The 19,811-nt window shown below is 64.7% G+C and carries 18 protein-coding genes; 13 read left to right on the top strand and 5 right to left on the bottom strand.

The window, feature by feature from the left end:
* Nucleotides 1-4: 4 nt before the first annotated feature.
* Nucleotides 5-1,150, bottom strand: coding sequence for an NADH:flavin oxidoreductase (locus tag BH93_RS04600; RefSeq protein ID WP_037178238.1), 1,146 nt, complete (start codon nt 1,148-1,150; stop codon nt 5-7).
* 65 nt (nt 1,151-1,215) lie between these two features.
* Here BH93_RS04600 and BH93_RS04605 point away from each other — a divergent pair, with 65 nt between their 5' ends.
* The 3 genes from BH93_RS04605 (at nt 1,216) to BH93_RS04615 (ending at nt 4,177) form a co-directional block, all read left to right on the top strand.
* Nucleotides 1,216-2,070: a sulfurtransferase gene (locus tag BH93_RS04605; RefSeq protein WP_037178235.1), complete on the top strand. Its 855-nt coding sequence runs from the start codon at nt 1,216-1,218 to the stop codon at nt 2,068-2,070.
* Nucleotides 2,071-2,140: 70 nt separating this feature from the next.
* The gene (locus BH93_RS04610) at nt 2,141-2,962 is read left to right on the top strand and encodes an SDR family oxidoreductase (protein WP_037178232.1); all 822 of its coding nucleotides are present in this window, start codon (nt 2,141-2,143) and stop codon (nt 2,960-2,962) included.
* 69 nt (nt 2,963-3,031) lie between these two features.
* Nucleotides 3,032-4,177, top strand: a complete 1,146-nt coding sequence (locus BH93_RS04615; RefSeq protein WP_371832093.1) for an acyl-CoA dehydrogenase family protein — start codon at nt 3,032-3,034, stop codon at nt 4,175-4,177.
* A gap of 7 nt (nt 4,178-4,184) precedes the next feature.
* Here BH93_RS04615 and BH93_RS28210 read toward each other — a convergent pair whose 3' ends face one another.
* Nucleotides 4,185-5,222: a TIGR03086 family metal-binding protein gene (locus BH93_RS28210; RefSeq protein ID WP_052065972.1), complete on the bottom strand. Its 1,038-nt coding sequence runs from the start codon at nt 5,220-5,222 to the stop codon at nt 4,185-4,187.
* A complete protein-coding gene (locus BH93_RS04625) occupies nt 5,219-5,578 on the bottom strand; it encodes an ArsR/SmtB family transcription factor (RefSeq protein WP_037178228.1) in 360 nt (119 codons plus the stop codon). Before BH93_RS04625 ends, BH93_RS28210 begins: the two co-directional genes overlap by 4 nt.
* A 95-nt stretch (nt 5,579-5,673) precedes the next feature.
* On the opposite strand from BH93_RS04625, the gene BH93_RS04630 reads away from it, so the two are divergent.
* From BH93_RS04630 to BH93_RS04655, 6 genes are read left to right on the top strand one after another with little or no spacing between them, the layout of a single operon-like run.
* Entirely contained in the window at nt 5,674-6,318 is a 645-nt protein-coding gene (locus BH93_RS04630) for a hypothetical protein (protein WP_037178226.1), read from the top strand.
* Between the two features lie 40 nt (nt 6,319-6,358).
* A complete protein-coding gene (locus BH93_RS04635) occupies nt 6,359-6,958 on the top strand; it encodes a DJ-1/PfpI family protein (protein ID WP_037178223.1) in 600 nt (199 codons plus the stop codon).
* Nucleotides 6,955-7,419 carry a MarR family winged helix-turn-helix transcriptional regulator gene (locus tag BH93_RS04640; protein ID WP_037178220.1) on the top strand — a complete coding sequence of 155 codons (465 nt, stop codon included), beginning with the start codon at nt 6,955-6,957 and terminating at the stop codon, nt 7,417-7,419. The genes BH93_RS04635 and BH93_RS04640 overlap by 4 nt, the downstream gene beginning before the upstream one ends.
* Nucleotides 7,420-7,426: 7 nt before the next feature.
* On the top strand, nt 7,427-8,680 hold the full coding sequence (locus BH93_RS04645) for a hypothetical protein (protein WP_037178218.1): 1,254 nt from the start codon (nt 7,427-7,429) through the stop codon (nt 8,678-8,680).
* Nucleotides 8,681-8,720: 40 nt separating this feature from the next.
* Entirely contained in the window at nt 8,721-9,725 is a 1,005-nt protein-coding gene (locus BH93_RS04650) for an aldo/keto reductase family protein (RefSeq protein WP_037178215.1), read from the top strand.
* A 57-nt stretch (nt 9,726-9,782) separates the two neighbouring features.
* A complete protein-coding gene (locus BH93_RS04655) occupies nt 9,783-11,258 on the top strand; it encodes a carboxylesterase/lipase family protein (RefSeq protein ID WP_037178213.1) in 1,476 nt (491 codons plus the stop codon).
* Between the two features lie 68 nt (nt 11,259-11,326).
* Here the strand turns inward: BH93_RS04655 and BH93_RS04660 are convergent, their stop codons facing one another.
* Together BH93_RS04660 and BH93_RS04665 are read right to left on the bottom strand one after the other, a co-directional pair.
* Nucleotides 11,327-13,168, bottom strand: coding sequence for a flavin-containing monooxygenase (locus tag BH93_RS04660; RefSeq protein WP_037178210.1), 1,842 nt, complete (start codon nt 13,166-13,168; stop codon nt 11,327-11,329).
* A 91-nt stretch (nt 13,169-13,259) separates the two neighbouring features.
* Nucleotides 13,260-14,375: a hypothetical protein gene (locus tag BH93_RS04665; protein WP_037178208.1), complete on the bottom strand. Its 1,116-nt coding sequence runs from the start codon at nt 14,373-14,375 to the stop codon at nt 13,260-13,262.
* A gap of 181 nt (nt 14,376-14,556) precedes the next feature.
* On the opposite strand from BH93_RS04665, the gene BH93_RS04670 reads away from it, so the two are divergent.
* Genes BH93_RS04670 through BH93_RS04685 form a run of 4 tightly spaced genes read left to right on the top strand, consistent with a single transcriptional unit; the run spans nt 14,557 to nt 19,795 of the window.
* Complete coding sequence (locus tag BH93_RS04670; RefSeq protein ID WP_037178206.1) at nt 14,557-15,615, top strand: 2,3-butanediol dehydrogenase; 1,059 nt, start codon at nt 14,557-14,559, stop codon at nt 15,613-15,615.
* Entirely contained in the window at nt 15,612-16,379 is a 768-nt protein-coding gene (locus BH93_RS04675; protein ID WP_037178204.1) for an acetoin reductase, read from the top strand. Before BH93_RS04670 ends, BH93_RS04675 begins: the two co-directional genes overlap by 4 nt.
* A gap of 44 nt (nt 16,380-16,423) precedes the next feature.
* Entirely contained in the window at nt 16,424-17,716 is a 1,293-nt protein-coding gene (locus tag BH93_RS04680) for a GAF domain-containing protein (protein WP_037178202.1), read from the top strand.
* A gap of 21 nt (nt 17,717-17,737) precedes the next feature.
* Nucleotides 17,738-19,795, top strand: a complete 2,058-nt coding sequence (locus BH93_RS04685; RefSeq protein ID WP_037178200.1) for an FUSC family protein — start codon at nt 17,738-17,740, stop codon at nt 19,793-19,795.
* Nucleotides 19,796-19,811: the final 16 nt, after the last annotated feature.

Consider the following 19,811-nt stretch of genomic DNA (forward strand, 5'->3'; position numbering starts at 1 on the left):
TCCGTCAGACCAAGTGCTGAATGTGATCGCGCGTGAATTCGATGCGCTCGTCGACGCGGCCGTCGCCCACCTTGTTCACCCACTCCGGATCGGACAGCAACGCGCGCCCGACGGCCACCAGATCGAACTCGCCGTCCTGGAATTGGCCGACGAGAGCGTCCAATCCGGTCACACCCGACGCGGCATCCTCCGACCATGCCGACGTGAACACCGAGTCGAGGCCGACCGATCCGACGGTGATCGTCGGAACTCCGGTGAGCTTGCGCGTCCAACCAGCTAAGCCGAGCTTTCCGTCGTTGCCGTCCAGCTCCGGGAACGCCGGATCCCAGTGGCGTCGGGTCGACGCGTGCAACACGTCCACTCCGGCGTCGACCAGTGGCGTCAGTACGCGTCCGAGTTCCTCGGGGTTCTGTGCGATCCGAGCGTCGAAGTGATTGCTCTTCCACTGCGAGAATCGGTACACGATGGCGAAGTCCTCGCCGACGGCCGCACGAATCGCAGCAACGACCTGTGCCGGGAAACGGGTGCGGGCTTCGAGCGAGCCACCGAACTCGTCGTCACGCACATTGGTTGTAGCCCACAGGAACTCGTCGAGCAGGTAGCCGTGAGCGCCGTGCAGTTCGAGGCCGTCGAAGCCGGTGTTCTGTGCGTTGACCGCAGCCTGTACCCACTGGGAGGTGAGTTCGTCGAGGTCGGCGTCGGTGAAGGCTCTACCGACCGAGGAGCCGTCGAGGGCGATTCCGGACGGGCTGACGGTGGTGACGTCGGGGAACAGGCGAGGCTCGGTGCCCCGCTCGACGCCGAGGTGCCACAGCTGCGGGATGATCGCGCCGCCCTCGGCGTGCACCGCGTCGACGACGCCCTTCCAGCCTTCGAGGCTGGCGTCGCCGTAGATCCGTGGGACGCGGGTGTGAGGACCTGCGGCGGGATCGGGGATGTAGGTGCCCTCGGTGATGATGAGGCTGGTACCACCGGCGGCGCGTTTGCGGTAGTACTCCGCCACATCCGGGCCGGGGATGCCGTCGGGCGAGAAGGCGCGCGTCATCGGAGCCATGGCGAAGCGGTTGCGCAGCTTCAGCGACTTGACCTCGAACGGCTCGAAGAGCCCGGCGGTGGACAGATGCTGAGTTGTGGATGCAGTTTCGGTCACGCCTGCGCACAACCCGTATCGACACCGAGCTATTCCCCGTGCGGGGCTGTTAGCGTCGGATGCTTATGAGCCCTTCGCCGCTGATCTCTGCCGCCGAACTGCACGATCTCTTCGAGATGGGACGGGCCCCGGTCGTCCTCGACATCCGGTTCACGCTCCAGACCGGGAGCGACAGAGCGGGCTACGAGGCCGGGCACATCCCGCACGCCCAATTCGTCGACCTCGATGCCGATCTGGCCGCCCCGCCGGACCACGGGAGTGGAGCCGGCAGGAACGACCCGAATCACCGCGGCCGTCACCCATTGCCCGACGAGGAGACCTTCGTCGCAGCGATGCGCGGCGCCGGCGTCAGCGACGACTCCTCGGTCGTGGTCTACGACGGAGGACCGGCGACCGCGGCCGCGCGCGGCTGGTGGCTGTTGCGCTACTACGGCCACGCGGACGTGCGAGTCCTCGACGGCGGTCTGGCTCAGTGGATGGCCGCCGGATTCCCGATCGGCACCGAACCGTCGATCGTGGCGGCTGGATCTTTCACCGCCCGGCCATCCCTGGCACGCGTCCTCGACGTCGACGACGTACTCGATTTCGCCCGGGACAACGTACTGCTCGACGCGCGGGCACCCGAACGATTCCGCGGCGAGGTGGAGCCGGTGGACCCCGTAGCCGGTCACATCCCGGGCGCGATCAACCGACCCACGACCGACAACGTCGATTCTGACGGACAGTTTCTGGATCCCGAGGTACTCGATGGCGCATTCGGTGGACTTGTGCCGGAGGGGAAAGACGTCGCTGTCTATTGCGGATCCGGGGTGACCGCCGCACACCAGATTCTTGCCCTCGAATTGGCTGGTATCGACGCTGCGTTGTATCCGGGCTCGTGGTCGGGATGGATCACCGATCCGACGCGGCCGAGAGCATGACACCCTGCCTGAGCTGGACGTTCACCGAACCAGGGTTGAACTTGAATCTGACTTCAACTATACCTGGGGAATGAAGGTTGAAGGCAAGGTTGCCATCGTCACCGGCGCTGGTGGCGGAATCGGCGGGGCCATCGCTGCTCGACTCTCGGAGCACGGCGCACGCGTCGTCGTCTCCGACCTCGACGGGAAGACGGCTCGAGCAGTGGTCGACGCCATCGAACGAGATCGGCCGGGGACGGCCGTCGCAGTCGCTGCGGACGCGTCGAACATCGCGGATATCGAGCGGCTGATCGCACAGGCCGAGGCCTCGTTCGGTCCGGTCGATCTCTACTTCGCCAACGCAGGTATCAGCGGCGCACCCGGACTCGACGCCACCGAACAGGACTGGGACCTCTCGTTCGATGTGAACGTACGCGCACATATACGCGCAGCGCAGCTCTTGGTACCGGGTTGGCTCGAGCGTGGTGAGGGGTATTTCGTCAGCACCGCCTCTGCGGCAGGTCTGCTCACCCAGATCGGTTCGGCCACATACGCGACGACCAAGCACGCGGCCGTCGGATTCGCCGAATGGATGAACGTCACCTACGGCAACCGAGGCATTCGTGTCAGTTGCCTGTGCCCCATGGGTGTCAACACCAAACTGCTGTACGAGGGACGCGAGTCCGGAGATGCGTTGGGAGCGGCCGCAACTGCGGCGGTGCTGAGCGCCGGTGCCGTCCTCGAACCCCTCGACGTTGCCGATGTGGTGCTCGACGCGATGGACCGCGAGCAGTTCCTCATCCTGCCGCACGAGAACGTACTGGACATGTACCGCAACAAGGGTGCCGACTACGACCGGTGGTTGCGCGGCATGCGTCGCTACCAGGACAGCTTGCTCGACAACAACCGATAGGGGCCCACCGTGGCATTTTTCGAGACCTCCGACCGTGCGAAGAAATACGAGTCGGATCTGTTGGAGTTCATGGACTCTCACGTCTACCCGGCCGAGGCCGTGTACGAGCAGCAGATGCTCGACTCCGGTGACCCGCATTTCCAGCCGCCGATCATCGAGGATCTGAAGAAGGAAGCGCGCTCACGTGGACTGTGGAATCTGTTCCATCCGCACCCCGAGTGGGGCCCCGGTCTGACCAACCTCGAGTACGCACCGCTCGCCGAGATCATGGGCCGCAGCTTGCTCGCTCCCGAGGCATGCAACTGCAACGCACCGGACACCGGCAACATGGAGGTGTTCACGCTCTTCGGCACCGACGAGCACAAAGAGAAGTACCTGAAGCCGTTGCTGGACGGCACCATTCGCTCAGCCTTTGCGATGACCGAGCCCGACGTCGCCAGTTCCGACGCCACGAACATCGCCATGAAGATGGACCGCGACGGAGACGACTTCATCCTCAACGGTCGCAAGTGGTGGACGTCCAATGCGATGCACAAGAACTGCAAGGTTCTGATCGTTATGGGCAAGACCGATCCCGAGGCGGCTACCCACAGTCAACAGTCGATGCTGGTGGTACCCATCGACGCACCCGGGGTCACGGTCCTGCGTAATCTGCCGGTGTTCGGCTACATCGACCGCGAAGGTCACGCCGAGGTGCTCTTCGAGGACGTGCGGGTGCCGGCAAAGGACGTGTTGAAGGGTCCGGGCGAGGGCTTCGCCATCAGTCAGGCTCGCTTGGGGCCCGGCCGTATCCACCACGCGATGCGCACCATCGGCGTTGCCGAGCGTGCGCTCGAATTGCTCTGTCGCCGTGCAGTATCGCGAGTGACGTTCGGTAAGCCGGTGGCGATGCGCTCGAACATTCAGGACTGGATCGCCGAGGCGCGGATCGAGATCGAGAAGACGCGACTGCTCACGTTCAAAGCCGCATACCTGATGGACACCGTCGGGAACAAGGAAGCGCGCACCGAGATCGCAGCCATCAAGGTTGCTGCACCGGAGATGGCACTGAAGATCATCGACCGTGCCATCCAGGTGCACGGCGGCGGCGGAGTGAGCAACGATTTCCCGCTCGCGATGATGTACGCCCACATTCGCACCTTGCGTCTGGCCGACGGTCCGGACGAGGTGCACAAGATGTCGATCGCGAAAATGGAGTTGAAGAAGTACTTCTGAACCTAGGTCATCGACCCGGCTGCCAGGCCGGGTCACGGCCGATGAAGGCCATCAGCTTGTCCTGCGGGGACGCGTCGTCGGCAACCGGGACGGCGGGCCCGTACTGTCCGCTGTCCCGTAGCATCTGCTCCATCGGTCGCATGGCGTCGAGGGCCGCAGCGCAGCGATCCTGGCCCAAGTCGTGTTCCAAGCCAAGGGCTTTCGCGAGGTCCCAGGAGTGCATCCAGATGTCGGCGGTGTAGAACATCGCGATCGCCTCGTCCACCGGCATGTCTCCCGTGTGCGGGTTGCTCAACACGCGGTCGGAAGGGTCGTCCAGAATTGCCTGGATGTCGGCGACGTGGTGCCTCCATGCGGCTTTCGGGTCGGCGTCGATGTCCAGGGTCTGGAACTCGATTCCCGCGCCGCCGGCGAGAAAGCCGCGAGACCACTCGATCAGGTGCTTCACGACATCGATTGCGGCCCAGTCCGATACCGGGCTGGGGCGTGGCCAGTCCTCGGGCGAGGCGGACTCGACCAGCGCGGTGAACGCTGCCGCGTCCTGTAGGTGCTGCTGGGCCGGCCCTGTTCGTTGCCCGAGCAGTTCGTCGAGTTTGTCGTAACCCTCTTTCACCCCGACATCCATGCCACTGGACAGCATCCCGTCGCGAGTTGCGAAGTCCGACATCACACTGAGAACTTTCAGGAGCGTGCCCCCGCCGTCGCGGCGCTCGAAGGTGAGCGTCTCGAGTGCAACCGAATCGGGTTGGCCCTCGTAGGTGAACGTCCACACGATCCGCTCGTTGTCCCTGACCTCGTGGAAACTGCCGAAGAAGGCTGCGATCTCCTCGCCGTCCCGATCGTTGGCAAATGCCCAGGAACCTCCGGTGTGGCCCTCCCACTTCAGAATTCGCGTGGTCAACGATCTGGGCCCCACCCACTGCCGATACAGCTCGGGATCGATGTGAGCGCGGAACACCTGCTCCGGTGTTGCATCGAACTCTCGAACGATCTCGATCGTGGGTACTTTCTCGTCTGCGAGGATCTCGGTTTCGTGCACAGTCATGACACCTCTTTCGTCTCGGTGGTCTTGTCGTCTGCGATGCCGTCCAGCAGGGCGTCGAGGCGTCGATAGCGTTGTTCTGCTTCCTGTCGGTAGCGCTCGATCCATTTCGTCATCAGCCCGAAGACCTCAGCGTCCAGATGCACCGGCCGACGCTGGGCATCTTTGCTACGGGTGACCAGTCCGGCCTCCTCGAGCACCTTCACGTGCTTGGATACGGCCTGCAGGCTCATGTCGTACGGCTCCGCCAATTCGCTGACACTCGCATCCGAGGCGGCGAGCCGCGCCACCATGTCGCGTCGAGTGGGGTCGGCCAAGGCCGCGAATGTCTTGTCGAGTTGCTCCGTGTGATCCTCCATCGGCTCCTCGCTTTCTCGGTGAAGCCGAGGATAAGCCGCGTGACGTACATAGTCAACCATTTGGTTGAGTACTTCTCTTGGCCTACCCTCGTCGGATGGGCATCGGTGAGGACATGGTGCGGGACGTGATCTCTCGAGATCTGGGGCACCCGCTACGTGTGGCGATCGACGGGGTGACGGCATCGGGAAAGTCGACCTGTGCGCGGTGGCTGGTGAGTGCTGTTGCAGCGCAGGGTCGTCCTGCGATTCATGTGACCATGGACGGTTTCCATCACCGGCGCGCCCATCGGTATCGGCAGGGGCGAGCGTCGGCTACCGGCTACTACCGGGACGCATACGACTTCGACGCGCTGTGTACGCAGGTGCTGATCCCGTTGGGCCCGAAAGGAAGCGGCGAGATCCGGCGTCGCATCATCGATCTGTCGTCCGATGAGCCGGTGGAAGATCCGCCTGAGCCGGTGCCTACCGATGCGATCGTCGTGGTGGACGGAACGTTTCTTCACCGGCCGCCGCTGCCTGACTACTGGGACTACACGGTCTTCGTCGACACCCCGATGGACGTCGCACGGGCTCGCGGTACAGCCAGGGATGCGGATGCGCTCGGGGGCGAAGTGGCCGCGGGTATGGCCTTCGACCAGCGATATCACGCGGCATGCCGGATCTATCTGGACGAGGTGGATCCGCGCGCGCGAGCCACTCGGGTGTTGCCGGGGATTGACAGCCTGCTGTCAATGGGGTGATGATTGACAGCATACTGTCAATCGACGTGAGGACGTTCCGATGACCACCATTGCGCTCTATGCCACCGACACCATGGCCGACTGGGAATACGGGTACCTCACCGCCGGCCTGGCCATGGCCCGTGAACAAGACCCGGAAGCCAACCGGCTGATCGTCGCCTCGGAGACGGGGGAGGCTGTGACGACGATGGGAGGATTGCGCATCACTCCGGACGTCGGCTTGGCGGATCTGCCGACACTCGACGCGTTGATTATGCCGGGAGCGGGCAGTTGGGAGTCCGGGCACGACACGGTACTCAAGCTTGCCGCCGAACTCGTTGCGGCGGGGACCCCGGTGGTGGCGATCTGCGGTGCCACCTACGGGCTGGCTCGGACCGGACTGCTCAACGACCGGCCGCATACGTCTAATGCTGCCGACTTTCTCACTGCTGCAGAGCAATACAGCGGAGCCGAGCACTACCGAGACGACAAAGCGGTGTCCGACGGTACGGTCATCACTGCCGGCGCGACTGCACCCATCGAGTTCGCCAAGCTGGTGTTCGAGCGGCTGAACGTGTTTCCGCAACCCGTCATCGATGCCTGGTACGGCCTGTACACGACAGGCGAGCGAAAGTACTACGACCAGCTGGCGGGGGCATGACCGACCGCAGTCCGGAGGGTGATGCGCTGACGGCGGTGGTGTTGCCTGTTTTCGAGCTCAACGGCGAGTTTCTCGCTGCGGCACAGGACATCACCGCGCCGACTGGACTGACACCGGCGTGGTGGCAGGTCCTCGGAGCCACCCTGGACGAGCCGCTGTCGGTCGCTGATATCGCGCGACGCGTCGGGTTGGGATTGGCGCGGCAGAGCGTGCAGCGGACGGCAAATCTGTTGGTGGACAAAGGCTGGGCGGTCTACGTCGACAACCCTCACCACAGACGGGCCAAGCTACTCGAACCCACCTCCAAGGGGCGCGAGACAGTCGCCGCACTGAGAGACGCTCAACACGCGTGGTCGGACGCCGTGGGTGCCGCGGTGGGTGAGGACGAATTACGCTCATTCGCAGATACCCTTGAGAAGATCCTCGCAGCCTCCCGTCACTACCGCGGCGGCCGTGCATAATTCGGCAATGGCTGTGCTCGCACTACTGCTCTCCGGACTGCTGGCCGGTTTGTTGTCGCAATCCGACGGGGTCGACATCTTCGGCGACACCAGCGTCGGCGGCGTGCTGCTCTCCAGCGGTGGAGGAGGAGTTGCGACAGCAGTGATTCTGGCGTCGGGTCTGGCGATGCTCGTTCGTCGGCGCAGTATTCTGGCCGGCCTGTCCATCGCCGCTGCCGTTGTCGCCGGCGTGACGGCACTGCTGATGCCCTCCGACCTCGCCGAGGTGGTGGCAGGTGGAGTTCTCCTGGGATGCACTGCAGTACGGGCGAACGGTGCACGAGTTCGACAAGCGCTGCTGATCGGGTCGTTCCTTCTGGGCCTGCTCAGTGCAGGCGCGGTCGAGGCCCTGCACTACCCAGGTATCCCGCGTCGCTACGCCGACTACCTCACCGAGTCCGATATCGGCACTCCGGTGGTCGTACCGGTCCTCTGCGCCCTCGTGGTGCTGACGGTGTTCGTGGCAGCTCGTGTCGACAGCGGTGACGACTGTTCGCCACCCGAGCGGGACATCCGTACGGTCGGGGCGATACTGCTGGTCTCGATCGGTGGCCTTCTGCTCGATGTACTGTTCGGACTCAGCGTGTTTCAGAGCGAATACGGGTTCGTCGGTCGTTGGTACTTCGGAATCCTCGTCGTACCCGTACTGTTCGCAGCCGCGGCTTTGCTGCCGGGCCGAGGTGGCAGGCTCGTTCTCGCCGGGACGGCCGTGTTGCTCACCGCGAACACCACTTCCGGTGTGGGTATCGATGTGTCGGACGGAGTTTGGGTACTCGGGCTCGTGGCCGTCACGGCACTCGCCGTGTCGGTCGGTGTGGTACTCGGAATACGCTGGGGGCGTTCGTGGATCGGCATCACTGCTCTGGCACTGGTCTGCGTGACCGCACTGTTCGAGTACCCGCCGATGGACAACGTGCACTACGCGGCGAGTCTGGTGGTATTTCCGGCCGCTGCGGCCTACCTGTACATTTCGTGCACCCCCTCGACCCCCACCCCCACGACCTCGACGCTAGGCCTCGCGGTGCCGGTGGCGATCACGGTCCCGATGGTCGTCACCTACGGCTGGACTGCCTACACACCGTTGACGTCGATCGACACGAGCACGTTCTCTCCCAGCATCGACCTGTGGCTCTCGACGGGAGCTGCCTCCGCGACGGTGGTGCTCGCCGGCATCGGGATGTGGGCTCTTGATCTTTACCGGGCGTCGGACGAGACGACATGAAGGAGCCTGACCCGAAAGTCACCGGAGTACCGTTTTCTTCATGGCTTACAGATACCTCGGAAACAGTGGACTCAAGATCTCGGAGATCACCTACGGCAACTGGTTGACGCACGGATCGCAGGTGGAGAACGACATCGCCACCCAGTGTGTACGCGCGGCTCTCGACGCGGGCATCACTACGTTCGACACGGCCGACGTCTATGCCAACGGAGCTGCAGAGACGGTGCTGGGCGACGCGCTGAAAGGCGAGCGTCGGGAATCGCTCGAGATCTTCACGAAGGTCTACTTCCCCGTCGGACCCAAGGGCCCCAACGACACCGGACTCTCCCGCAAACACATTCTCGAAGGCATCGACGCCTCGCTGCGTCGGCTCGGCACCGACTACGTCGACCTCTACCAGGCTCATCGCTACGACGTCGAGACCCCGCTCGAGGAGACCATCGCCGCGTTCGGTGACGTCGTCCGCCAGGGCAAGGCGCTCTACATCGGCGTCTCGGAATGGACCGCCGACCAGCTCCGCGCCGGGCAGGAACTCGCCCGCCAGAACGGCTTCTCGATCATCTCGAATCAGCCGCAGTATTCGGCTCTCTGGCGTGTCATCGAGGATCAGGTGATCCCGATGTCGAAGGAACTGGGCATCTCGCAGATCGTCTGGTCACCCATCGCCCAGGGTGTGCTCACCGGCAAGTACCTTCCCGGTCAACCTCTGCCCGACGGTTCGCGCGCCAAGGACGACAAGGGCGGCGACAAGATGATCGCGCGCTACCTCGACGATCAGACGCTCACCCGGGTGCAGCAGCTGAAGCCGATAGCCGACGATCTCGGAATCACCATGGCGCAGTTGGCTGTTGCCTGGGTGCTGGCCAACGACAACATCGCCGCCGCGCTCGTCGGTGCCTCGCGACCGGAGCAGATCGCCGAGAACATCAAGGCCTCCGAGGTCACCCTCGACGCCGACGTGCTCGCGAAGATCGACGAGGCCCTCGGTGATTCCGTCGAGCGTGACGCGGGCAAGACGGGCTCGCCCGAGGCACGTCTGGTCTGAGCACCCGAAGTTGCCGGTCCGACCGACAAGGCGAAGCGAACAGGGTAATAAGGACGTATGGACACGATCATCGTCGATACACCTCAGGGCCAGGTTCGCGGTCGGACCGGCGCAGGCGTCACCTCGTTCCTCGGAGTGCCGTACGCCGAGGCTCCGTTCGGACCCCGCCGATTTCAGGCTCCGTCGCCGCCGCCCACGTGGGACGGAGTGCGCGACGCGCTCGAGTTGGGGGCCACCGTTCCCAAGGTGGGCTACCGTCCGCCGACCAGTGAGATCCTCAGTGAGCCGGTGGTACCCGGCGAGGACTGCCTGAACGTCAACGTCTTCACCCCCGACGTCGGCGGCTCGGCACCGGTGTTCGTCTGGATCCACGGCGGCGCATTCGTCAACGGCAGCAACGCCATTCCCACGTACGACGGTACCGCCTTCGCGCGCGACGGCATCGTGGCCGTGGTGATCAACTACCGACTCGGCGTCGACGGTTTCGCACTGATCGATGGAGCCCCCGCCAACCGCGGGATGCTCGATCAGGTCGCGGCCCTCGAATGGGTACGCGACCACATTGCTGCTTACGGCGGCGACCCGGCCCGGGTGACCATCGCGGGAGAGTCGGCCGGCGCGATGAGCGTCGGCACCCTGATGTCGATGCCTCGTGCCGAGGGACTCTTCCAACGGGCGATTCTGCAGAGCGGAGCCGGCCACCACGTCATCACCGCCGAGACTGCCGCCAAGGTATCCGCTGCGTTGGCGGCCTCGCTCGGCGTCGAGGCGACGGTCGACGGCCTGGGGTCGGTGCCGGTGGATGCCTTGGTCGATGCTCAGCGTGAACTGTCCGATCGAATCACGGCCGAGGCTCCGACCGGAGCCTGGGGTGAGCTCGCCCTGAACGTGATGGCCTTCGAGCCGTACATCGACGGTGATGTCGTTCCGGGGCTGCCGTTTTCGCGAATCATCAGTGATGGCGCGAGCGCACAGGTGGACGTGCTGATCGGAACCACCAGTGAGGAACATGCGTTCTTCATCGTCCCGGCCGGGATTGTCCCGCACCTCACCGAGGACTACGTGAAGGTGGTCCTCGCCGGGTACCGAGCCGACCCGTCGGCGCTGGACCGGTACCGCGAACAGCTGCCCGACGCCTCGGCCGGCGAGCTGATGATCGCGGTCATGACCGACTGGTTCTTCCGCATACCGGCCACGCGTCTGGTCGAAGCCCGCTCCGGAAACGCCTTCGTCTACGAATTCACCTGGCGCTCATCACTGTTCGACGGCGCGCTCGGGGCCTGTCATGCACTCGAGATCCCGTTCGTGTTCGACATGCTGCACAAGTCCGAGACCGCACGAATCACGGGCCCGAATCCGCCGCAGAAGGTTGCCGACGAGATGCACCGTGCCTGGGTCGAATTCGTGCGCGACGGCTCGCCCGGTTGGGACTCGTACGGCACCGACCGTGCGGTGATGATGTTCGGGGACGAGCCGGGCGTCGTTCTGGACCCGCGGCCGGCGACTCGCGCGGTGTGGGACGGGATACGCTGAGCGGCTGAGCGGCTGCGCCGCATGTGCACGGAACCTCGTACTCTGCTACGAGGTTCCGCGCACATGGGTCACCGCAGGTGATGCACTTCCTGCAGCCCGTAGACCGGGGTGTCGATACCCTCGTAGCGCGCCTTGATCTGCAGCGCGAGGTAGAGCGAATAGTGCCGCGACTGATGCAGATTGCCGCCGTGGAACCAGAAGTTCTCCTGCTGCGTCGGCTTCCACATGTTGCGCTGCTCGCCCTCCCACGGACCGGGATCCTTGGTGGTGTCCGAGCCGAGACCCCAGCACTTGCCGACCTTGTCTGCGGTCTCCTGATCGATCAGGTCGGCGACCCAGCCGTTCATCGAGCCGTAGCCGGTGGCGTAGACGATGAGGTCGGCCGGCAGCTCGGTACCGTCTTCGAGGACGACGCCGGTCTTGCTGATCCGCTCCACCTGTCCGGCAACGAGTTTGATCTTGCCGTCCGCGACGAGCTCGGATGCGCCGACGTCGATGTAGTAGCCCGAGCCCCGGCGCAGGTACTTCATGAACAGTCCCGAACCGTCGTCACCGAAGTCGTGTTGGAAGCCGGCCTTCTCGAGGCGATCGTAGAAGTCCTTGTCCTGCTCCGCGATCTGCTGATACACCGGGATCTGGAACTCGTGCATGATCCGATACGGCAGCGACGCGAACGTGAGATCGGCTTTGCCCGTGGTCATTCCGGACTCGACGGCCCGCTCGGAGTACAGATCCCCGAGAGCGATCTCGCACAGCGAATCGGACTTGACGATGTGCGTGGACGAACGCTGCAGCATCGTCACGTCGACGCCCGTCTCGTACAGTGCCTTGCAGATGTCGTGCGCGGAGTTGTTGGAACCGACGACCACCACGCGCTTACCGACATAGGCGTCGGGACCGGGGTGTTCGCTGGAATGGTGCTGCTCGCCCTCGAACTCGTCCATGCCGGGGAAGTTGGGCACGTTCTTCTTGCCGGACATCCCGGTGGCCATCACCAACTGCTTGGGCCGCAGGATCACTTCCTCACCGTCGCGGTCGACGACGACCGTCCACTCCTTCGCCACCTCGTCGTAGGTGGCGGACTTCGCGGTGGTCTTGCTCCAGTACGGCACTTCCATGACCTTGGTGTACATCTCGAGCCAGTCGCCGATCTTGTCCTTCGGGGCGAACACCGGCCAGTTCGGCGGGAACGGCAGGTAGGGGAGGTGGTCGTACCAGACCGGGTCGTGCAGGCACAGCGACTTGTAGCGTCCACGCCACTGATCGCCGGGGCGTTCGGCGCGGTCGACGACGATCGCAGGCACCCCCAGCTGTCGGAATCGAGCTCCCAGCGCGATACCGCCCTGACCGCCACCGATCACGAGGGCATACGGCTGCACGCTGTAGCCGAGTTCGTTCTCCTCGATCTCCTTCTTCTCCGCCCAGTTCTGGGTATCGGCGTTGGAGCCGTGGACCGCGCCTTTGACGCGGGACTTGCCTTGACGCTCCTCGTGGCCCTTGAGCTCCTGCATGGTCGTCAGCAGGGTCCACGCGACGTCGTCGCCAGTGTCGGCGTCCACCGTCAGGCGCAGATGCCCTTTGCCTCGGCTCGTTGCGGTCTCGAACTCGATCCACGCCGAGATGACGCCGTCCGCCTCGTCGGGAACCTCGGTGGTGTGGAAACCCGTCGGATCGGTGTCGTCGAGTCGCTGCGACAGCATGTCGCTGACGCCCTCGCGACCCTCGACGGTCTTGAGATTCCAGGTGAACGTGACGAGATCGCGCCAGAAGCTGCTGACGGCGAACATGCCGGCAACTCGGGGGATGTCTCGTGCGACCAGTGCGTCCTCGAAGCTCGTCAGCCAGGCGTCGACCCGTTCCTGCGGGGTGTGCGTGCGGGTGATCGAGGCCGGCTCGATGGTCTGGGTCATCAAAACTCCTAGCGGTTCGTGGTGCCTTCTATGTGACCCAGCACACTCCTCTTGCGGGTGTGGGTCGAGAGTTGCAATGCGTTGCAGCGGCTCAGGCGGGTGACAGCTTCTTCAGCCCCAAAGACTGGAATCCGACGACGTAGATCAACGTCCAGAGCACCAGCCAGTCGATGAAGCCCAGCGCGTTACCGGAGATGCCTGCCGCCACGACGGGCTCGTGCAGGACGTGCTCCGCAACGACGAAGTAGTAGGCCAGGAACGTGCCGATCGCCAGAGCAAAGGTCAGCACTGCGCGTCCCGCCGCGGGGAATCGATTGCCGAAGCCGTTGGCCCAGAAAATCATCCAGAAGGCCCAGCACACTCCGATCTGCGCCGGGAACTGGTTGATGACGGAGCCGAGCTCGGCGGTGGCGTCGGACCCGACCAGGAGCTTCGCCAGGGGAACCATCAGGAAGTAGATCGCGGTGCCGAGAACCGCGTTGCCGACCGTCGCCGCCAGGGCGGTTCGTCCGCCGCCACCGGCCAGTTTCCACGGCCAGTTGTCGAGGGTCTGGCCGGTGAGGATCACCGAGACGACGATCGAGTAGAACCAGCCCAGTACGGTGTCGACGGACATCAGTGGGTCGGTGGCCGAGAGCGAGACCGACGGCAGTCCGAACACGAAATACAGCGCCAGAGTCGGGACGGCAACGAAGGCGATCTCGCACAGCCCGATCAGCGGTTGCTTCATGCGCAGCACGGTCCACGGCCAGTGCTGCCAGTTCAGGACCACCATCACCCAGGTTCCGAAACCGAACAGCACGAACAGCGCACCGGCGAAATAGCCCAGTCCGCCCTCCCGGGAGCCGGCGAAATCCGGGTACAACGCCCCGAGCCCGCTGCCGAGGATCCAGGTGACGGCAACGGCGAACACCGCCGTCGATGCCAGGATCGCGAGCCCGCGCATCGGTTGCTTCAGAGAGTCGAATCCCACGAACTCGCAATCGAATCCGATGAACACGATGAAGAGAATCGCCCAGAACAGCGCGGCGTTGAACGGCAGGGGATAGAAGTTCCACGGGCTGGTGGTGGGGTCTGCCAGCAGATACCACGTCGCAAGCGACACGGCCACCACGACGGCGAGGTTGGCAACTCCGAACACGAGCCAGTTGCCCTGTGGTGGAACAATTTTCGGCGTGCTCAGCGGGCGGTCTGCGGTTGCGGTCATGTGCTGCTCGTTTCGTTCGAGGCGAAGGTGACGCCGTCACTATGAGCTGAATCACACCCGACCGTCAGGGTTGCGGGAGGTTGCACTGCGGCCGACGCAATGCAACGCGCTGCAACCCTGTCTGAAGTGGTCGGCGTCACATAGACATGAACGCATCCAATCCAGTCAGGAGTGAACACCGATGCGCGCAGCTATGTACTACGGACCCAACAAGGTGGAGATCACCGACGTCCCCGAGCCTCATCCCGGTGAAGGGCAGGTCAAGATCAAGATCGGGTTCAACGGAATCTGCGGAACCGACCTGCACGAGTACTACGCCGGCCCCATTTTCATCCCCACCTCGCCGCATCCGCTGACCGGTCAGGAGATGCCGCTGATCCTCGGGCACGAGTTCTCGGGCACCGTCACCGAGCTCGGCAACTCAGTCACCGGCGTGAAAATAGGCGACCGCGTCGCCATCGAGCCGCTCTATCGCTGCGGACACTGCGGGCCGTGCCGGGCGGGCAACTACAACATCTGCGCGCAGATCGGCTTCCACGGACTGATGTCCGACGGCGGAATGGCCGAGTACACCGTGGTCCCCACCGACATGATTCACGTGTTGCCCGACAACGTCTCTCTCGAACTCGGAGCCCTCGTCGAGCCGATGTCGGTCGCCTATCATGCTGCGACACTGGGAGATCCGAATCCCGAGGACACCGCGATGGTGTTCGGAGCCGGGCCGATCGGCATCGGACTGTGGTTCGCACTGCGCGGCAAAGGACTCGACCACGTCTACGTCGTCGAACCGTCACCGACGCGTCGAGCATCGATCGAGGCCCTCGGAGCGAAGACCCTCGATCCGACGGCTCTCGACATCCCGGCCTACATCGCCGACCTCACCGACGGCAAGGGTGCCGACGCCATCTACGACGCGGCCGGCGTGCAACCTGCCGTCGAGGCCGCGCTCGGTTGTATCGGTGCGCGTAAGCCGCTGGTCAGCGTCGCTATCTACGAAAAGCCTCTCACCACGCCGCTGCAGAAGCTGGTGATGAACGAATCCCGAATTCAGGGCTCGCTGTGCTACACCTCCGCCGACTACGAGGCCGTCATCGATCTGATGAGCCAGGGCCACTACGACACGACGGGCTGGGTGGACAAGATTGCGCTCGACGGCGTCATCGACGACGGGTTCGAGGCGCTGCACGCAGGCACGAAGATGAAGGTTTTGGTCGATCCGTCGACTGGAGCATCCGCATGAGCGCGGTGTTGGTGACGGGAGCGGGGCAGGGCATCGGCCGGGCCATCGCATTGCGGTTGGCATCCGACGGTCACGACATCGCCTTGGTGGATCTGGCCGAGGACAAGATTGCCGGGGTCGCCGACGAGGTGCGTCGAACTGGCTCGAAGGCAACGACATTCGTGGCCGACGTCAGTGATCGCGACCAGGTGTTCGCGGCCGTCGACCACGCGCACAGTGCGCTCGGCGGCTTGGACGTCATCGTCAACAATGCGGGAATTGCGCAAGTAGCCCCGCTCGACGATGTTCGACCCGAGGACGTCGCGAAGATCTGGGCCGTCAACGTCGACGGTGTGCTGTGGGGAATTCAAGCTGCCGCAGCAAGATTCAAGTCTCTCGGCCAGAAGGGCAAGATCATCAACGCGTCGTCCATCGCGGGTCACGACGGATTTGCGATGCTCGGGGTCTACAGCGCAACAAAATTCGCCGTTCGGGCACTGACCCAGGCTGCGGCCAAGGAGTACGCGGCCGACGGCATCACCGTCAACGCGTACTGCCCCGGTGTTGTCGGCACCGATATGTGGGTGACCATCGACAAACGATTCGCCGAGCTGACCGGCGCCGCGGAGGGCGAAACCTACGACAAGTTCGTCGGCGGTATCGCTCTCGGTCGGGCGCAGACGCCCGAGGACGTGGCAGCGTTCGTCTCGTATCTCGCCGGACCCGACTCCGACTACATGACGGGCCAGGCACCGTTGATCGACGGTGGCGTGGTCTATCGGTAACCCCCGTTGATATCGATCTGTGAGCTGGAGCACAATTGACTGTAATGACGCAGTCGACAGGTCCTGAACCTGCGCTGGCGGCCGGCGAAGACCCGCGCCGCTACGCGCAGATTCTCACTGCCGTGTACGACGCGACCATGACCGGCGGCAAGTCGCCCGCACGTCCCCGCGAGGTCATCGGTGACTCGTGGCGGCGGTTGCAGACCCTGGGCATCGACCCCGAACTGGGCAACCCCGCCGAGACGCAGATGGACGTCTCCGATCTCGAGCTGAGCCGACGCGAGTCGGGGTTGTTCGACATCCTGGACGATCTGGCCCGCGGCCTGGAATCGGTGGTGCAGGACGGCGACAACATCCTCGTCGTCGCCGATCGCCACGGCCGCGTGTTGTGGCGCAGCGGATCGACGGCCGTCCTCGACCGCGCCGACGATCTCGGATTCGTAGAGGGGGCCAACTGGGCGGAGGACTCGGTGGGAACCAACGCCATCGGCACTGCACTGGTCTCACGGCGCGCGGTGCAGATCTTCTCGGCCGAACACTATGTGCGCAGCCATCATTCGTGGACCTGCGCCGGAGCTCCCATCCGTGACCCGCGAACCGGTCAGGTACTGGGAGCCATCGACGTCAGCGGACCGGCCAAGACGGTGCACCCCACCACCATCGCCCTGGTCGACGCCGTTGCACGTTTGGCCGAATCTCAACTGCGCGAGATTCACCGGAGCACCCTGGACCGACTGCGGTCGGTGGCCGCACCGATGCTCGCGCGACTGCAGTCCCCGGCCCTGGCCGTCGACGCGAACGGCTGGGTCGCGGCCGTCGAATCGGTAGCGCTGCGCAATCGCATCCTGCTTCCCGAGGATCTCGCGACGGGACGCTTCTGGCTGCCGACCCTCGGCGTGTGCGACTTCGAACCCCTGCCCGGTGGATGGCTCGTCCGACCCGCCAGCACAATGGATTCCGGCGTCGCCGATGTCGGATCGACGAGAATTCGCATCGACCTGCGCAATTCGCAGAAACCTCGTATCGAAGTGCGCAGCGAGGTGGGGGAGTGGACCCACGAGCCGACGCCCCGCCACGCCGAAATTCTGTACCTGCTCGCCACCCATCGACAGGGGCGTACCGCGTCGCAGATGGCAGCCGATCTCTTCGGCGACGACGGCCGGGCGATCACCGTGCGGGCCGAGATGTCGCGGCTGCGCAAACACCTCGCCGGCATCATCTCCACGCAGCCGTATCGGTTGGACGAATCGGCGACCGTAGAGGTGATCACGCCGTCGGACATGAGTCGGTTGCTACCGCATTCGTCGGCCCCGGCGATCCGGGCGGCACGGGGCTGAGCCGTAGCGCAGAATCGAGGAATGAACCGCCTCGCCCGAATCCTCGATGCCTCGGATCCGGGACAGGTACGGCTGCGGAGTGCGTCGGCGACCACGCTCACGGTGCTGCTGGCGATGGTGACGCTGGTGTCGATCACGCGCGCCATCGGGCAGCCGGTGACGGTCGCGATGCTCGGAACCGTGGTGGCGATGCAGGCGTCGGCGGCGGTGAAGGACAAGGACCAGCACAGTCGGCTGATCACCACCGCACTGATGGCGCTGCCTGCCTCGGCGGCAGTGACGTTGGCGGCGTTGCTCTCCGAGCTCGGCAAGGTGGCCGACGTCGGCTTCATTGCGGTGTTGTTCGCGGCGGTGTGGGTCCGCAGATTCGGCCCCCGCGGCACGGCGCTGGGGATGGTGTCGTTCATCTCGTACTTCTTCGCGCTGTTTCTGCGCGCGACCCCGGGGCAGCTGCCGATGCTCATCGCGGCGATCCTCGGCGGTTTGGCGATCGCGCTGTTCGTGCGCGCGGTGATCTTCCCGGATCGGCCGATCGTGGAAGTCCGTCGGTTGCTGTTCGCCATGCGGGCGGTATCGGTATCGGTGCTCGAGGCGGCGTCGAGGCGAGAAGACCGTGACTTGAACCTGTTGCGCCGCAGACTCGATCGGCTCGGCAACACAGCGCTGATGATCGACGACTGGCTCGACCGACACGACGCCGGTCAGCTGCTCAGTGTCACCAGCACCGATCTGTCGCTCCGCGTGTTCGACGCCCAGATCGCAACCGAACAACTCGTCAGCTCGCTCTGGGCTCTCGATCCGGCCAAGCCATGGCCCAAAGCGCTGGGCCAGGCGACGACGGCACTCGGGTCGGTCCTGCAGAACACGCCGTCCTCGGAACAGCTTCGGGCCGCCCGTCGGATGGCCGCAACGGCCGCCGAACGCGCCGATCCGTCGACCCCCGCAGGCATCGCTACGGTCTCCGCGCAGCGAGCCGTGCAGGCGCACATCGCTATTCATCACATCACCACCAATGCAGTCTCGGTTGCTGCGAGCCCCGAGCCCGATTCGACCGAGCCCGCGGCAAAGGACGAGCCGAGCGGGCTGAACCCCAGCACCAAGGCCGCAATTCAGGTGGCCGTGGCCACCAGCGCGGCGACCGTCTTGGGTGAACTGGTCTCGCCCGACCGCTGGTACTGGGCGGTGCTGACGGCGTTCCTGGTGTTCACCGGGGCGTCGACTCGGGGCGAAATCCTCACGCGCGCAGGCCAACGCGTCCTCGGAACCGTTGCTGGCGTGCTGGCCGGTGTGGTGATCGCCGCACTGGTGGGCAACAATCAACCGCTGCAGCTGGTGTTGATCGTCGTCTGCGTCTTCTTCGCGTTCTACCTGGTGACCGTGGCGTACGCGTTGCTCTCGTTCTTCGTCACCATTCTGCTCGCGATGCTCTACGGGCTGTTGGGCACCTTCAGTATCGAGGTGCTCGAGCTTCGTATCACCGAGACCGCCGTCGGCGGCGTGGTCGGTATCGTCTCCGCGTACTTCATCTTCTCGACCGGAACTCGAAAGACGATGGTGGACAAGGTCGATACCTACCTCGAACAGTTGGACGCGTTGATCGAGGCCAGTGTCGAAGCGGTGGTGGCGCCGGGAGGAGAGACCGACCTGGTGGCGTCGACCCGCGCGCTCGACAACGCGTTGAAGGACGTCGTAACGGCCGGAAAGCCACTCGTCCTGGGGCCGACGACCCGCAGCAGGCGAGGCGCGAAACGACTGCTGCGAGTGTTGGCCGTCAGTAGCCGATCTGCCCATGCATTGGCCCGAGCCGGTGTGCTGGCCTCTCGCGCCGACGCGGAAACGGCCCCGTCGGACGACACGGCCCGGGCTCTGCGCGATGCTGCGGCTCTGGTGCGCGAGACCGTACGTCACGTCGAGGCGGCCGCGGCGGGCAAGCACGTCGAGCCGCCGGAGAAAGTCACCGAGACGACAGTCCTGGATGTCATGCTCACCTCCACCAACGCGCCCGGTCCACTGCGGGGTGCGGTGCGCGCGCTGAACACGATGAACCGAACTCTCGCGGACGTGCTGAGTCGGGGTTGACCTTGGCACGGTGACA

The organism is Rhodococcoides fascians A25f (genome assembly GCF_000760935.2).
Classification (GTDB): Bacteria; Actinomycetota; Actinomycetes; order Mycobacteriales; family Mycobacteriaceae; genus Rhodococcoides.

Bases quoted from the DNA above. Each gene is read 5' to 3' on its own strand.
- BH93_RS04605 (WP_037178235.1), top strand. From the start codon at position 1,216: ATGAGCCCTTCGCCGCTGATCTCTGCCGCCGAACTGCACGATCTCTTC.
- BH93_RS04610 (WP_037178232.1), top strand. From the start codon at position 2,141: ATGAAGGTTGAAGGCAAGGTTGCCATCGTCACCGGCGCTGGTGGCGGA.
- BH93_RS04615 (WP_371832093.1), top strand. From the start codon at position 3,032: ATGGACTCTCACGTCTACCCGGCCGAGGCCGTGTACGAGCAGCAGATG.
- BH93_RS28210 (WP_052065972.1), bottom strand. From the start codon at position 5,222: ATGACTGTGCACGAAACCGAGATCCTCGCAGACGAGAAAGTACCCACG.
- BH93_RS04625 (WP_037178228.1), bottom strand. From the start codon at position 5,578: ATGGAGGATCACACGGAGCAACTCGACAAGACATTCGCGGCCTTGGCC.
- BH93_RS04630 (WP_037178226.1), top strand. From the start codon at position 5,674: ATGGGCATCGGTGAGGACATGGTGCGGGACGTGATCTCTCGAGATCTG.
- BH93_RS04635 (WP_037178223.1), top strand. From the start codon at position 6,359: ATGACCACCATTGCGCTCTATGCCACCGACACCATGGCCGACTGGGAA.
- BH93_RS04640 (WP_037178220.1), top strand. From the start codon at position 6,955: ATGACCGACCGCAGTCCGGAGGGTGATGCGCTGACGGCGGTGGTGTTG.
- BH93_RS04645 (WP_037178218.1), top strand. From the start codon at position 7,427: ATGGCTGTGCTCGCACTACTGCTCTCCGGACTGCTGGCCGGTTTGTTG.
- BH93_RS04650 (WP_037178215.1), top strand. From the start codon at position 8,721: ATGGCTTACAGATACCTCGGAAACAGTGGACTCAAGATCTCGGAGATC.
- BH93_RS04655 (WP_037178213.1), top strand. From the start codon at position 9,783: ATGGACACGATCATCGTCGATACACCTCAGGGCCAGGTTCGCGGTCGG.
- BH93_RS04660 (WP_037178210.1), bottom strand. From the start codon at position 13,168: ATGACCCAGACCATCGAGCCGGCCTCGATCACCCGCACGCACACCCCG.
- BH93_RS04665 (WP_037178208.1), bottom strand. From the start codon at position 14,375: ATGACCGCAACCGCAGACCGCCCGCTGAGCACGCCGAAAATTGTTCCA.
- BH93_RS04670 (WP_037178206.1), top strand. From the start codon at position 14,557: ATGCGCGCAGCTATGTACTACGGACCCAACAAGGTGGAGATCACCGAC.
- BH93_RS04675 (WP_037178204.1), top strand. From the start codon at position 15,612: ATGAGCGCGGTGTTGGTGACGGGAGCGGGGCAGGGCATCGGCCGGGCC.
- BH93_RS04680 (WP_037178202.1), top strand. From the start codon at position 16,424: ATGACGCAGTCGACAGGTCCTGAACCTGCGCTGGCGGCCGGCGAAGAC.
- BH93_RS04685 (WP_037178200.1), top strand. From the start codon at position 17,738: ATGAACCGCCTCGCCCGAATCCTCGATGCCTCGGATCCGGGACAGGTA.